The sequence below is a fragment of the Brevundimonas vesicularis genome (genome assembly GCF_032067225.1).
Taxonomy (GTDB): Bacteria; Pseudomonadota; Alphaproteobacteria; order Caulobacterales; family Caulobacteraceae; genus Brevundimonas; species Brevundimonas vesicularis_F.
This window is the reverse complement of the sequence record NZ_DAMBJX010000016.1, coordinates 44,754-57,366: the sequence shown is the minus strand read 5'-3', so window position 1 is coordinate 57,366 and position 12,613 is coordinate 44,754. Positions and strand designations below refer to the sequence as shown.

General features: G+C 66.3%; 12 protein-coding genes. 6 read left to right on the top strand and 6 right to left on the bottom strand.

From position 1 onward, the window contains the following. The 5 genes from RT123_RS06045 to RT123_RS06025 all read right to left on the bottom strand — a co-directional run. On the bottom strand, positions 1-2,183 hold a 2,183-nt coding region (locus tag RT123_RS06045; protein WP_313008343.1), incomplete at its 3' end, for a chemotaxis protein CheA. A 29-nt stretch (positions 2,184-2,212) separates the two neighbouring features. Further along, positions 2,213-2,578 (bottom strand): response regulator, encoded by a 366-nt coding sequence (locus RT123_RS06040; RefSeq protein WP_039246220.1) that lies wholly within the window; start codon positions 2,576-2,578, stop codon positions 2,213-2,215. Then, the gene (locus RT123_RS06035; RefSeq protein WP_313008341.1) at positions 2,575-2,850 is read right to left on the bottom strand and encodes an STAS domain-containing protein; all 276 of its coding nucleotides are present in this window, start codon (positions 2,848-2,850) and stop codon (positions 2,575-2,577) included. Before RT123_RS06035 ends, RT123_RS06040 begins: the two co-directional genes overlap by 4 nt. Further along, entirely contained in the window at positions 2,850-4,781 is a 1,932-nt protein-coding gene (locus RT123_RS06030; protein ID WP_313008347.1) for a methyl-accepting chemotaxis protein, read from the bottom strand. The genes RT123_RS06035 and RT123_RS06030 overlap by 1 nt, the downstream gene beginning before the upstream one ends. A 45-nt stretch (positions 4,782-4,826) precedes the next feature. Beyond that, complete coding sequence (locus RT123_RS06025; protein ID WP_313008339.1) at positions 4,827-5,504, bottom strand: TorF family putative porin; 678 nt, start codon at positions 5,502-5,504, stop codon at positions 4,827-4,829. Between the two features lie 375 nt (positions 5,505-5,879). Here RT123_RS06025 and RT123_RS06020 point away from each other — a divergent pair, with 375 nt between their 5' ends. The 4 genes from RT123_RS06020 to RT123_RS06005 are packed head-to-tail and all read left to right on the top strand — an operon-like array spanning position 5,880 to position 10,660. Continuing rightward, positions 5,880-7,250 (top strand): ATP-binding protein, encoded by a 1,371-nt coding sequence (locus RT123_RS06020; protein WP_313008338.1) that lies wholly within the window; start codon positions 5,880-5,882, stop codon positions 7,248-7,250. Continuing rightward, positions 7,250-7,861, top strand: a complete 612-nt coding sequence (locus tag RT123_RS06015) for a response regulator transcription factor (protein WP_307508974.1) — start codon at positions 7,250-7,252, stop codon at positions 7,859-7,861. The genes RT123_RS06020 and RT123_RS06015 overlap by 1 nt, the downstream gene beginning before the upstream one ends. A 34-nt stretch (positions 7,862-7,895) precedes the next feature. Continuing rightward, positions 7,896-10,385, top strand: coding sequence for a helicase-related protein (locus tag RT123_RS06010; protein WP_313008337.1), 2,490 nt, complete (start codon positions 7,896-7,898; stop codon positions 10,383-10,385). Further along, positions 10,382-10,660, top strand: coding sequence for an RNA-binding S4 domain-containing protein (locus RT123_RS06005; RefSeq protein WP_313008336.1), 279 nt, complete (start codon positions 10,382-10,384; stop codon positions 10,658-10,660). Before RT123_RS06010 ends, RT123_RS06005 begins: the two co-directional genes overlap by 4 nt. 57 nt (positions 10,661-10,717) lie before the next feature. Here RT123_RS06005 and RT123_RS06000 read toward each other — a convergent pair whose 3' ends face one another. Then, on the bottom strand, positions 10,718-11,344 hold the full coding sequence (locus RT123_RS06000) for a YceI family protein (RefSeq protein ID WP_313008335.1): 627 nt from the start codon (positions 11,342-11,344) through the stop codon (positions 10,718-10,720). 171 nt (positions 11,345-11,515) lie between these two features. Here RT123_RS06000 and fdxA point away from each other — a divergent pair, with 171 nt between their 5' ends. Together fdxA and RT123_RS05990 are read left to right on the top strand one after the other, a co-directional pair. Further along, positions 11,516-11,857, top strand: a complete 342-nt coding sequence (gene fdxA / locus RT123_RS05995; RefSeq protein ID WP_017505910.1) for a ferredoxin FdxA — start codon at positions 11,516-11,518, stop codon at positions 11,855-11,857. A gap of 300 nt (positions 11,858-12,157) precedes the next feature. Further along, positions 12,158-12,613 (top strand): CarD family transcriptional regulator (locus tag RT123_RS05990; protein ID WP_313008334.1); only part of this gene is annotated, 456 nt, incomplete at its 3' end.

Sequence of the window (12,613 nt, the reverse complement as noted above, 5' to 3'; positions counted from 1 at the left end):
ACATCCAGGATCAGGGCGACGCGCCCGTCGCCCAGGATGGTGGCGGCGGCGACGCCCTCGACCTGCTGGTAGTTGGTTTCCAGGCTCTTGATGACCACCTGGCGCTGGCCCTGGATGGCGTCGAACAGCAGGGCCGCCTGCTGGCCGCCTTCGGTCTCGACGACCACGGCGACGCCTTCGGTCGGGTTCATCGGCTGTTCGCGGAAGCCCATGATCAGAGCCACGTCGATCAGCGGCAGGAACCGATCGCGGAAGCGAATGACGGGATCCACGCCGCCGACGAAATGCAGATCGACGGCCTGCGGAGTCAGGCTCTCGACGATGGCCGGCAGCGGCGCGATCAGCGTCTGTTCGGCGGCGGCGACGACCATGCCGTCCAGCACCGCCAGCGTCAGCGGCAGGCTGAGGGTGAAGGTCGAGCCCTTGCCCGGAACCGAGCTGATGGAGATGCGTCCGCCCAAGGCCTGGATCGAGCGTTTAACCACGTCCATGCCCACGCCCCGGCCCGAAATGTCGGACACGACGGCGGCGGTGGAGAAGCCCGGCGCGAAGATCAGATTGTCGATCTGTTCGTCGGTCAGGGGCGCGTCGGCGGCGATCAGACCCTTGTCGACGGCGATCTTCTTGACCCGTTCGCGGTTGATGCCGCGGCCGTCGTCGGAGATTTCGATGACGATCCGGCCCGAGCGGTGAAGGGCGGCAAGGCGCACCGTACCTTCGGCCGGCTTGCCGGCGGCGACGCGCTCCTCGGGCGTTTCCAGTCCGTGGTCGATGGCGTTCCGCAGCATGTGGGTAATGGGTTCGGCCAAGCGTTCGACCACGGTCTTGTCGACCTCTGTGTCCTCGCCGGCCGTGACCAGACGGACCTGTTTGGAGACCATGTCGGCGACTTCGCGCACCAGGCGCGGCATACGCTGGAACACCGACTTCACCGGCTGGGCGCGGATGGCCATGACGCTGTCCTGGATCTCGCGGGTCAGCAGTTCCAGGTCTTCGAGGCCGAGCGCGATGCCCGAGGAGCGGGCCAGACCGCTTTCCAGCACGCGCTGCGACAGCATCGCCTGCTGAATGACCAGTTCGCCGACGACGTTGATCAGGCGATCCACGCGATCCAGATCGACGCGGATCGTCACCGGCGCGGGCGCGACAAGGGCGGCAGCCGGCGCGGGCGTCGCCGCCACGGGTGCGGCGACAGGGGCGGCAACCGGCTCGACGACCGGCGCAGCGGCGATCGGGGCCGGCGCGGGCTCGGGCTCCAGGGGAGCGAACGGCACGATCTCGGCCGCCGGTTCGGCGGCGGCGCCGGAAGCCTTGGCCAGAAGGGCGGCGATATCCAGGTCGTCGCTGGCGGGCAGGACGGCGGCCGGCTCGTCTTCGAACGCAGCGAGTTCATCACCGCCGGCGCCCAGAGGCGTGATGGTCAGGTCGCAGTCGCTTTCGACGAAATCGAAGACCTCGCGCACGGCCGCCTCATCGACGGCGGCGGCCAGATCGACCGTCCAGGTCAGGCAGCCGTCGTCGATCGACAGCGCGTCCAGCGTCGGCGTCTCGCTTTCGTCCACGACGACCGTGACGGGGCCGAGACGACCCAGCTCGCGCAGCAACAGGCTGGTCTCGTTGGCGTTGACGTACATCCGCCCCATCGGCTTGAACACGATGCGCCAGCCAAACGACGGCGCGTCGGCGCCCAGGTCGGCGATGGGCAGGGACGCAGGCTCGTCCAGCGCCATGTCGAAGGCCATGGGGGTGAAGCCGAAATCGTCTTCGTCTTCCTCGACCTCGACCGGCGCCTCGCCGCCATGGGTCAGGACCTGCATTTCGGCGACCAGGGCGGCGGACCGCGCCTCGTCCACCGGCGGGATCAACCCTTGCGCGGCCTGGATGTGGTCGGCCAGCACATCGGAGGCGCGCAACAGGGTCTTGATGGTGATCGCGTCGCACGGCTTACGGCCCGCACGCAGTTCGTCCATCAGGGTCTCGAAGACGTGGGCGAACCGGACCAAGGCCTCCAGGCCGAAGGCCCCTGCCCCGCCCTTGACCGAATGGACGGCGCGGAAGACGGCGTTGATCGTCTCCAGGTCGGTCTGACCCTGTTCAAGCAGCATCAGCTTGGCTTCCAGGTCGGCGAGCAGTTCGTCGCATTCCTGGAAGAAGGTGGCTTTGATGGCTTCGAAGGCGTCCATTAGGTCGGGGTCCGGCGGGCTTCAGGCGATCAGGCGGCGACGCGGCGGACGGCGTCCACCAGCTTTGCGGGGTCGAACGGCTTGACGATCCAGCCGGTGGCGCCGGCGGCACGGGCGCGGGCCTTCTTCTCGACGTCGCTCTCGGTCGTCAGCACCAGCACCGGGGTCGTGCGGTGGTTCGGATCGGCGCGGACGCCCTCGATGACGCCGAAGCCGTCCATGCGCGGCATGTTGATGTCGGTGATGATGACGTCGGCGCCCTTGGACGCCAAGGTCTCCAGACCGTCCACGCCGTCCACCGCCTGGATCACGGTATAGCCCGCGTCTTCCAACGCCATCAGCAGCATGTCGCGCATGGTGCGTGAATCGTCGATCGTCAGAACGGTCTTGGTCATGCCAACGCCCCCTCGGTGCTGAAGTCCGGCGCGCCATAGGCCGCCCATTGTTCCGTCCAATATTGGGACACAGACCCTAAACTTAGGTTGACGCCGTCGGCCGCCCACGTCTTTCGCGCCGACAGCAGGATCTGAAGGCACAGGCCGCCCAGGCGCTGAACCGCAGAGGCGTCCAGGACCACCGGATGACCGCGCAGGGCCAGCAGTTCGGCCTTCAGAGGCTCGGCCGCATTCAGGTCCAACACGTCGGAGAGGATCAGGGTTTCGGTCATCAGAACTCCTCCCAACCGTCTTCGGCGGCGGTGACTTGAGGCCTGGGCGCGGCGCCGCTACGGCCGATGGTCTTCAGGGCGGCGACCATGTGATTGGAGCGAGCCGCGGGCTTGGCGACGGGCGCAGGCGTGCGAACCGGCGCGGGCGCAGCGGCGCGCGACGGCGAAGACCCGACGCGGAACTGAGCGACCGAGGCTTGCAGGCTCTCCGCCTCCTGGGCCAGCGAATGGCTGGCGGCGGTCGACTGCTCGACCATGGCCGCGTTCTGCTGAGTGACCTGGTCCATCTGGTTCACGGCGGTGTTGACCTGGGCCAGACCGACAGCCTGTTCCTGGGCCGAGGCCGCGATTTCGGTGACCAGGCTGTCGATCTCGGCGACGCGGTCCACGATCCGTTGCAGGGCCTCGCCGGTCTCGCCGACCAGTTTGACGCCCGAGCCGACCTGACCCGTCGAGGCCGAGATCAGGGTCTTGATCTCCTTGGCAGCTTCGGCCGAACGCTGGGCCAGGGCGCGAACTTCGGAGGCGACCACCGCAAAGCCGCGACCGGCTTCGCCCGCACGCGCGGCCTCGACGCCCGCATTCAGGGCCAAAAGGTTGGTCTGGAAGGCGATCTCGTCGATGACGCCGATGATCTGATTGATCTGGGTGGACGAGCTTTCGATGGCGGTCATGGCCTGGACGGCGTCGCGAACGATCACGCCGCTCTTCTCGGCGTCGCCGCGCGCGGCTTGGACGACGTCCGAGGCTTGGCGGGCGCCCGAGGCGGTCTTGTTCACCGTGGCGGTGATCTCATCCAGGGCGGCGGCGGTTTCCTCCAACGAGGCGGCCTGCTGTTCGGTGCGGCGCGACAGATCGTCGGCCGCCTGCGAGATTTCGCCGGCGCCCGAGCGAATGCCCGAGACATTGTTGACCACGACCGAGACGGCCTGTTGCAGCTGGGAGATGGCGGCGTTGAAGTCGGACTTCAGCTGCGCGGCCTTGGCGCTGAACTCGATGTCGATCCGGTAGGTCAAATCCCCGTTCGCCATGGCCGAAAGACCTTCGCCCAAGGCGCCGATGGCTTGGGCGTCCTCGGCGGCTTCGCGCGCCTTGTCGGCCTCGCGTTCGGCGCGCTCCTGCTCAGACATCGAGCGCTGCGCCAGGGCGTCCCGTTCGACGCGGACCTTTTCGATCGCGGCGTCGCGGAAGGCCACGATGGCCTGCCCCATCTTGCCGAACTCATCCTTGCGCTCGGCGCTGGCGACCTTGATGTCGGTGTCGCCGGCCATCAGCTTTTGCATATAGCCGATCATCGTGAAGATCGGGCGCACGATGGAGCGCGTCGCGACGAAGCCCGCGATGAGGGCGATCACCAGCGCCGAGATCAGGCCCACGATCGTGGCGATCAGCGCGGTGCGGCTGGCGGCGGCCTGAGCCTCGGCCGAGGCCTTGCGCGCCACATCATTGGCGCTCTTGATCTGGTCGATCGTGTCTTCGACCGGCGCGACGTAGTTGTCGGCCGTTCCGTTGCGGCCGACCATCTGAACGGCCTGGGCCGCGCGACCGTCGCGGACCATCGCAGAACCGGCTTCCACGACATTCTTGTACCAAGTCGCATTGCCTTCCACGGCCTTGTCGACCAGGGCGGCGCGGTCGGCGGGCAGTTCGCCGCGCAGCTCGTCCATGGCCGCCAGGAACTTGCCGCGGTGCGCATCGACGCGTTCAATGTAGTAGGGGTCCTGAGACAAGAGGTAGCCACGGAAGGCGTTCTCCTGGCGCGCCATGTAGAACTCGGCCGTCGCCGTGGTGCGATTGACCTGGTTTTCCACCGTGCGCACTTCGCCGGCCTTCTCCAGCTGGAGCAGGCTGGTGACGACGACGACGCCCATGACGGCGATCGCCGCCAAAACGAGACCAAAGGCCGCGAACAGCTTGCGGCCGACGGGCATATTTTCAATCAACTTCAACTCAGCATCCCCCGGTGGATCGGTAACTCAGAACGAATAGGTGGCGGCGGCGACGAGGCGACCCTCATAGGGCTCGCCTGCGCTGTGGCGGTCGGTGTCGTACCAGCGCAGATCGACGGCAAAGGCGTCGGTCAGCTTCTGTTTGGCGCCGACATTCCAGGCGTTGTAGTCGACGCCGCCGTCGGCCATGCGGTTGGCGACGGCGGCCGAAATCTTTGTCTTGGCGGCGACGGAGACCGCGCCTTGAAGCTCCAGCCACCAGGCCTCTTTCGTCGCCGCAAAGCCGTCGGGCGAATAGTTGACGCGCAGGCGCGTCGCCACGGGGCCCAGCTTGCGTGAAGCGTCCGCCTGATATTCCCAGTAGTTTTTGTCTACGCCGGCGCGCGACCCTGGCAGGTCGCGATTCATGACCCCCAGATCGAAGGTGAAACCGCCCGCCTTGGGTCGCCAACCGACCATGCTGACGATTTCCATGTCGTAGCCTTGAGATCCGGCGGCGTCAGAGACGAAGACGCTGACGTAGCCTTCGCCGAAGCTGGCTTCCGCCTTGGCGAAAGGCGCAACGTCCTGATTGCTCTTGCCCAGCCCTTTGCCGACATACTGGCTGGCGACACCGACATCGAGGCCGAACGATTGGGCCTGGGAGGTGATCGGTGCTGCGAGGCCTACTGCCGCGACAACAAAGAAGGCTGACGAACGAAACATGATGATCCCTGAAGCTTCTGCATTCTGAAGCCCAAGGATGAGGCGATGATTAATATTAAATCTGAACCGGACCGTATGTAGGATTGCGTAACCCATAAGGTGGCTCGCCCAGCGTCCAAGCCGCGGCATCGGTAGGGATGCGGGTCACTCCAAACCGAATTTGAGCGAATACGTATGTTCACGTAGTCGAAATGAGCCTATACGAAAGTTGTCAGAAAAGCGGCGAGGCCCGCCAGCTTGAGGTCTGGCGAGTTTTCGCATCCCCATTCATACTCCGATGAAATATATCCAGCAGCCCAGGAACAGTACGAAGACATGATCTTCAGGTCCAGGACATGGTGGAGCGGGGTATTGATCGCGTGTCTGGCTGTTCTTGTGGCGACGCTGATTCGCAGCGCGCTCGAACCGTTTGGAAACTTCTACTATCTGCCGCTGGTCCCGGCGGTGATTGTTACGGCTCTGCTGGCGCAAAGGGGGGCGGTCGTGCTCGCGATCCTGTTGGCCATCGGGGCCAACCTGTGGCTGGTGCATCGCGAAAGCGTGCTGGATGCGGCGACCAACGCCGCGCTTTTCGCGGTCATCGCCTGGGTCATCGCCGAGGTCTGTCGTCGGCTGATCGACTCGTTGGAACAGGCCCGCGCCCTGACGCGCGATCTGGCGCTGCGCGAGATGCTGCTCGACACCATCGTGGCCACGACGCCGATCGTGACCCTGGACCGTGAAGGCCGCACGCGCCGCGTGACCCCGGCCGCCGCCGATCTTCTGCGTGTGGATCGAGAGGCGGCGATGGCGCAGCCTTTCGGATCGCTGCTGCCCGGCTTCGACGACGCCGCTTTGGCGAAGGCTCGCCAGGGCGGCGAGGTGCTGGCCCCCTCCTCCGGCCCCTGGACGAGCGGGAGTATAGATGCGCCCGGGCCGCCGCTGACGCTTCACGCCAACGTGCTCCCCGACGACATCGCCCCCGAACACATCGTCCTGACGCTGGGCGATCAAAGCCAGGCCGAGATGATCCGCAAGGGCGAGCGCGACCTGAACGACAAGCTCAGCAGCGTCTGGCGTTTGAACTCGATGGGCGAAATGGCCGCGACCCTGGCCCACGAACTGAACCAGCCGCTGACCGCCGCCACCGTTTATCTACATGCCGGCCAAGCCGAACTGACACAGCTGGGGACGGTCGCGGAAGGGCCGGCCAGGACCATCGACCTGGCCAAAACCCAGTTGCTGCGCGCCGGCGACATCATTCGGCGCATGCGCGAACAGGTAGCCACAGGTTCGCGGTCCTTCACCGAAGAGCGCGCCTCGCTGATCGTCCTAGACCTGGCGCCGGTCTTCGCCCTGACGGGACAGGACACCGACACGACGATCGCTCTGGATGTGGAAGAAGACGACGATCAGGTTCTGGCCGACCGCATTCAAATTCAGCAGGCGCTGGCCAATCTGGTGCGCAACGCCGTGGACGCCGTCATCGGACGCGAGGGCGCGCGCGTGACGGTGACCGGCCGGACGCTGGGCGCGGATGGCTATGAGATCGCGGTGTGCGACAATGGCGACGGCATCCCCGAAGACAGAATCGACAGCATCTTTCATCCAATGGCGACGACCAAGGCCGGCGGCATGGGTCTGGGGCTGTCGGTCACGCGTTCAATCGTCGAAAGCCACGGCGCGACCCTGGTCGTCAGCCGAAATCCTCAGGGTGGAGCGACCTTCTCGTTTCGTCTGCCGCGTCCCACGGAGTCCGAAATCTGATGAGCCCGCACTCCGTTTTCATCATCGACGACGACCCCGCCATGCGCGACGCCCTGGTGCTGATGCTGCGCGGGGCGGGGTATCGGGCGCGCAGTTTCCTCAGCGCCGACGACTTCCTGACCAATCTGCCCGAAGACCGCAGCGCCTGCGTCATCACCGATGTGCGGATGCCGGGGCTTCAGGGTTCTGAGCTGGTCGGGCGCCTGAAAAGCCTGCGCGGCGACACCTGGCCGGTGATCGTCATCACGGGTCATGGGGAGGTGACGCTGGCGGTTCAGTTGATGAAGGCGGGCGTCGTGGATTTCGTCGAAAAGCCGTTCGATCCGCAGCGAATGCTGGACGCGGTTTCCAGCTGCCTGGCCTCGCTGACCAGTCTTGAGGCCGAGCGGATCGCGCGCGAGGACGCCAAGGCCCGACTGGACACCCTGACCCCGCGCGAGCGTCAGGTATTCGACGCCCTGATCGACGGCTGTTCCAACAAGGAGATCGCCCAAAGGCTGGAGATCAGCCCGCGCACGGTGGAAATCTTTCGCGCCAAGGTGATGACGAAAATGCAGGCCGCAAACCTGTCCACCCTGGTCCGGATCGGAATGCGCGCCGGCGACGCTTGAGCCCGAAGAGATTCGTCGCCACCTTAGTCGCGACATGAGCGACCGGTCCGCAGGCCTCGCCCCGTCCCGCGTGACTGCGGTCCTGGGGCCCACCAACACCGGCAAGACCCATCTGGCGGTCGAGCGGATGCTGGGTCACGCCTCGGGCATGATCGGCCTGCCGCTGCGCCTGCTGGCGCGCGAGATCTATGAGCGGATCGTCAAACAGCGCGGCGTGGCGGCCGTCGCCCTGATCACGGGCGAGGAAAAGATCGTCCCGCCGCGCCCGCACTATTTCGTCTGCACCGTCGAGGCCATGCCGCTGGAGCGATCGGTCGAGTTTCTGGCCATCGACGAAATCCAGCTGGTCGCCGACCCCGAACGCGGCCACGTCTTCACCCAGCGGCTACTGCACGCGCGCGGTCGGTTCGAGACGATGTTCCTAGGCGCCGGAACCATGGAGCCGCTGATCCGCCGCCTTGTCCCGGACGTGGAGATCGTGACGCGCGACCGGCTGTCCACCTTGTCCTATGCGGGGTCCAAGAAGCTGACCCGCCTGCCCCGCCGCAGCGCCATCGTCGCCTTCTCGACCGATCGGGTCTACGCCATCGCTGAACTGATCCGGCGTCAGCGCGGCGGCGCGGCGGTGGTGATGGGCAGTCTGTCTCCTCGCACCCGCAACGCCCAGGTGGCCCTGTATCAGTCGGGCGAGGTCGATTTCCTCGTCGCCACCGACGCCATCGGCATGGGGCTGAACATGGATGTGGACCATGTCGCCTTCGCGGGCCTGAGAAAGTTCGACGGGCGGCGCACCCGCTGGCTTCACGCCCATGAAATCGGCCAGATCGCCGGGCGGGCCGGCCGGCATCTGCGCGACGGCACCTTCGGCGTCACCGCCGAGGCCGAGGATCTGGACCCCGATCTGGTCGAACAGGTGGTCGAGCATCGGTTCGATCCGATCGAGGCGGCAGAGTGGCGGAACGCCCGGCTGGATTTCGACACCCAGCCCGATCTGCTGCGCTCGCTGACGGTGACGCCCCAGCGATCGGGGCTGAGCCTGACGGCGGAGGCGCTGGACGAGACCCTGCTGCGGCGTCTGATCAAGGACGAGGAGATCGCGCGCGTGGGGCGCTCGCGCGGGGCGGTCATGCGTCTGTGGGAAGCGTGCCAGTTGCCCGACTTCCAGAAGACGACGCTGGATGAACACGCCCGGCTGGCTAAGGATGTCTTCCACGCCCTGACCGGCAAGCGCGGCCGGCTGACCGACGACTGGATGGCGCCGCGCTTCGCCTTCGTGGATCGTGACGACGGTCAGATCGACCAGCTGTCGGCGCGGCTGTCGGCGGTGCGCACCCTGTCCTACATCGCCAACCGGCCGGACTGGGTCCACGACGCGCAAGGCTGGCGCGACAAGACCCGCGCGCTGGAGGACCGGCTGTCCGACGTGCTGCACGAGCGGCTGACCGCCCGGTTCGTGGATCGCCGCACCACCGCCCTGATGCGAGCGCTGAACGTGCGCGAAGACACGTTTGCAGGCGTCGCCGATGACGGCGAGGTCACGGTCGAGGGTCAGGTCGTCGGCCAGCTGGAGGGCGTGCGCTTCCACATGGAGAAGGGCTCGTCGGCCCTGGAAGACCGGACCCTGCGCCAGGCGGCCGTGCGTGCGGTGACGCCCGAGATCAATCGACGGCTGGGGCGCCTGGCGGCCGAGACCGACGAAGGCTTTTCGGTCACGCCGGACGGGGCGGTGCTGTGGCGCGGCGTGCTGACGGCGCAGATCAATGCAACGCCGCAAGGGGTCGATCCCTTTACGCCCTCCGTGCGTCTGTTGGGCGATCTGGGGCCGACGCCCGCCCGCGAGCGCGCCCAGCGCCGGATCGAGGCGTGGCTGGCGGCGGAAGCGGGCCGTGCGCTGCGTGATCTGCGACGGCTGCGTCAGGCGGTGGAGAGCGGCGCGCTGAAAGGTCTGCCGAGGGGCATCGCCTTTCGCCTGATCGAGGCCGGCGGCGTGATCGACCGGCGCGAGGTCGAGCGCGATCTGGCTGCGCTGAGCCAGGTGGAGCGCCGTACGCTGCGCAGTTTCGCCATCCGCATCGGGGCGCATTCGGTGTGGCTGCCCGGCCTTCAGAAGCCGCGCGCGCGCCATTTCGCCCAGGCCTTCATCGCCGCGCCGTTGATCCCGGCGACGCCCGATCTGATCCCCGCGCCCGTGGAGCCGCCCTCGGCGCGGCTGTTGTCCGCGCATGGATTGCGATTGGCGGGACGGTGGCTGGCGCCGGTCGAGACGCTGGAGAAGATGGCCGAGCTGCGGGCCGCCAATCACGGCCGGCTGTCCGACGAGGCTCTGACCGATCTGGGCTGGCGCGCCGATCAGGCGAAACAGATCATCGCCGCCCTGAAGGTCGAACGCGCCCGCCTGCCCGACAAGCCGGGCGCGGCGCCGAAGATCGTCAAGGACTCTCCCTTCGCGGCGCTGGCCGCCCTGACCGAAGCGCCGCCTGCGCGACCCAAGCGTCGTCGGCCGCGCCGAAAGGCGAAGGCTTGAACGAGAACGCCTGTCGCATCGACATCTGGCTGTGGCGCGCGCGGTTCGTGAAGACGCGCAGCCTGGCGGCCGGTCTGGTGGAGCGGGGCGCGGTGCGGCTGACGCATCAGGGACGCGAGACGCGGCTCGACAAGCCCAGCCGGTGCGTTCACGTCGGCGACCTGTTGACCTTCGCGCAGAACGGTCGGGTCACCAGCCTGAAGGTCGAGGCGTTGGGAGAAAGGCGCGGACCGGCCGAAGAGGCCCGCGCCCTTTACAGAACGATTGAACCCTAACGGGCTCAAGCAGCGCGACCCGGAGGGCGGCGCGAAGCAGCCAATCGCGCTAGCCCCTTACTTTTGGATCACGAACTCGCCTTCGATGTGTAGCTTCACCTCGTCGGAGACGGCCGGCAGGGCGTAGTTGATGCCGAAGTCCGAGCGTTTGATGGTCGCTTCGCCGTCGAAGCCCGCCTTGTAGGCGCCCATGACGGTTCCGGCGCCGTTGAACTCGACCTCGATGGTGACGGGCTTGGTCACGCCCTTCAGGGTCAGATCGCCGACCACGGTCGCCTCGTTGGCGTCATCGGCGTCGACCGTGACCGAGCGCGAGACGAAGGTCGCCGTCGGATATTTAGCGGTGTCGAAGAAGTCGGCGGTCTGCAGGTGGGCCTTCAGCCGATCGTCGTTCGGCGCCACGTCGGTCAGCGGGATCGTCGCGGTCAGGGTCGAAGCCGACGGGTTGGCCGGGTCCAGCTTCAGCACCGCCTTCACGTTCACGAACTGGCCCGTATAGGTCGACAGGCCGAAGTGATTGACCGACCAGGTGATCTTGCCGTGGCCGGAATCCAGATCGTAGGTCCCGGCGGTGACTTCGGCGGGGTTCTTGGTCAGGGCGGCCTGAGCCACGACCGCGCCGCCTGCGACCAGGCTGAGGGCGGCAGCGCCGACGACGGCGTATTTCATGAAGGGGGTGCGCATGGTGAGTTCCTGTCGATGGGGCGGATATGCAATCAATACAGTTGCGATTAGGCGCTGTTCTGTCAAGGCGCTGCGAATGGCTCTCGCCTTAAGCCGCGCTGTTGACAGTTGGTTGCGTGGCCGCCATGTCGCAGGCCTCCCGCCCACAGATCGACACCCGTTTTTCGCCCAATGACCTACATCGTCACCGACGCCTGCGTGAAATGTAAGTTCATGGACTGCGTCGAGGTGTGTCCGGTGGACTGCTTCTACGAGGGCGAGAACTTCCTGGTGATCGCGCCCGACGAATGCATCGACTGCGGGGTGTGCGAACCGGAATGCCCTGTCGACGCCATCGTGCCGGACACCGAGGACGAGCCCGACGGCAAATGGCTTCAGGTCAACGCCGAATACGCCAAGGTCTGGCCCAACATCACCGTCAAGGGCACGCCCCCCGCCGACCGCGAGCAGTACGAACGCGAAACGGGCAAATACGAGAAATACTTCAGCCCCAAGCCGGGCAAGGGTTCCTGATTCAAGGACTGGCGGCGCTCAAGCCTTGCCGTATTTGCACGTCCGCCCTGTGGACGTTTTGAAATTCCGCAGATTTGTGATAGGTTCTGTTTCATTGGATCGGGCGGTCCGCGAAATCTCCGCGCCGCCCGTGTTTGCGACAGAATCCCGCCCTAGACGGGATCGGCCAGAGGTTTGGTGATCCGTTTCCGCTTTTGACGCCCAACATCATCCCCTCCGACGGAGCGATCCGGCGGGTGAGATCCTGTTTGCGTTTCCTGCGCCTTCGTTTCGCCCGGCCCTGACCGGGAAAGGACGATTATGACGAGCAAGACTGGTCTGGAGTTCAAGGTTGGCGACGCGGTCGTCTATCCGGCGCACGGCGTCGGCAAGGTGGCGGCGATAGAGACCCAGGAAGTCGCGGGCATGTCGCTGGAGGTCTATGTCGTGACCTTCGACCACGAGAAGATGACCCTGCGCGTCCCGACCAAGAAGGCCGTCACGGCCGGCCTGCGTTCGCTGGCCGCCGACGACGTCGTGACGAAGGCCCTGACCACCCTGAAGGGCCGCGCGCGCATCAAGCGCACCATGTGGTCGCGTCGCGCCCAGGAATACGAAGCCAAGATCAACTCGGGAGACCTGATCTCCATCGCCGAAGTGGTTCGCGACCTGCACCGCGCCGACACCCAGCCGGAACAGTCCTATTCGGAGCGCCAGCTCTATGAATCGGCCCTGGACCGCATGGCTCGCGAAGTCGCCGCCGCCAACAAGATCGAC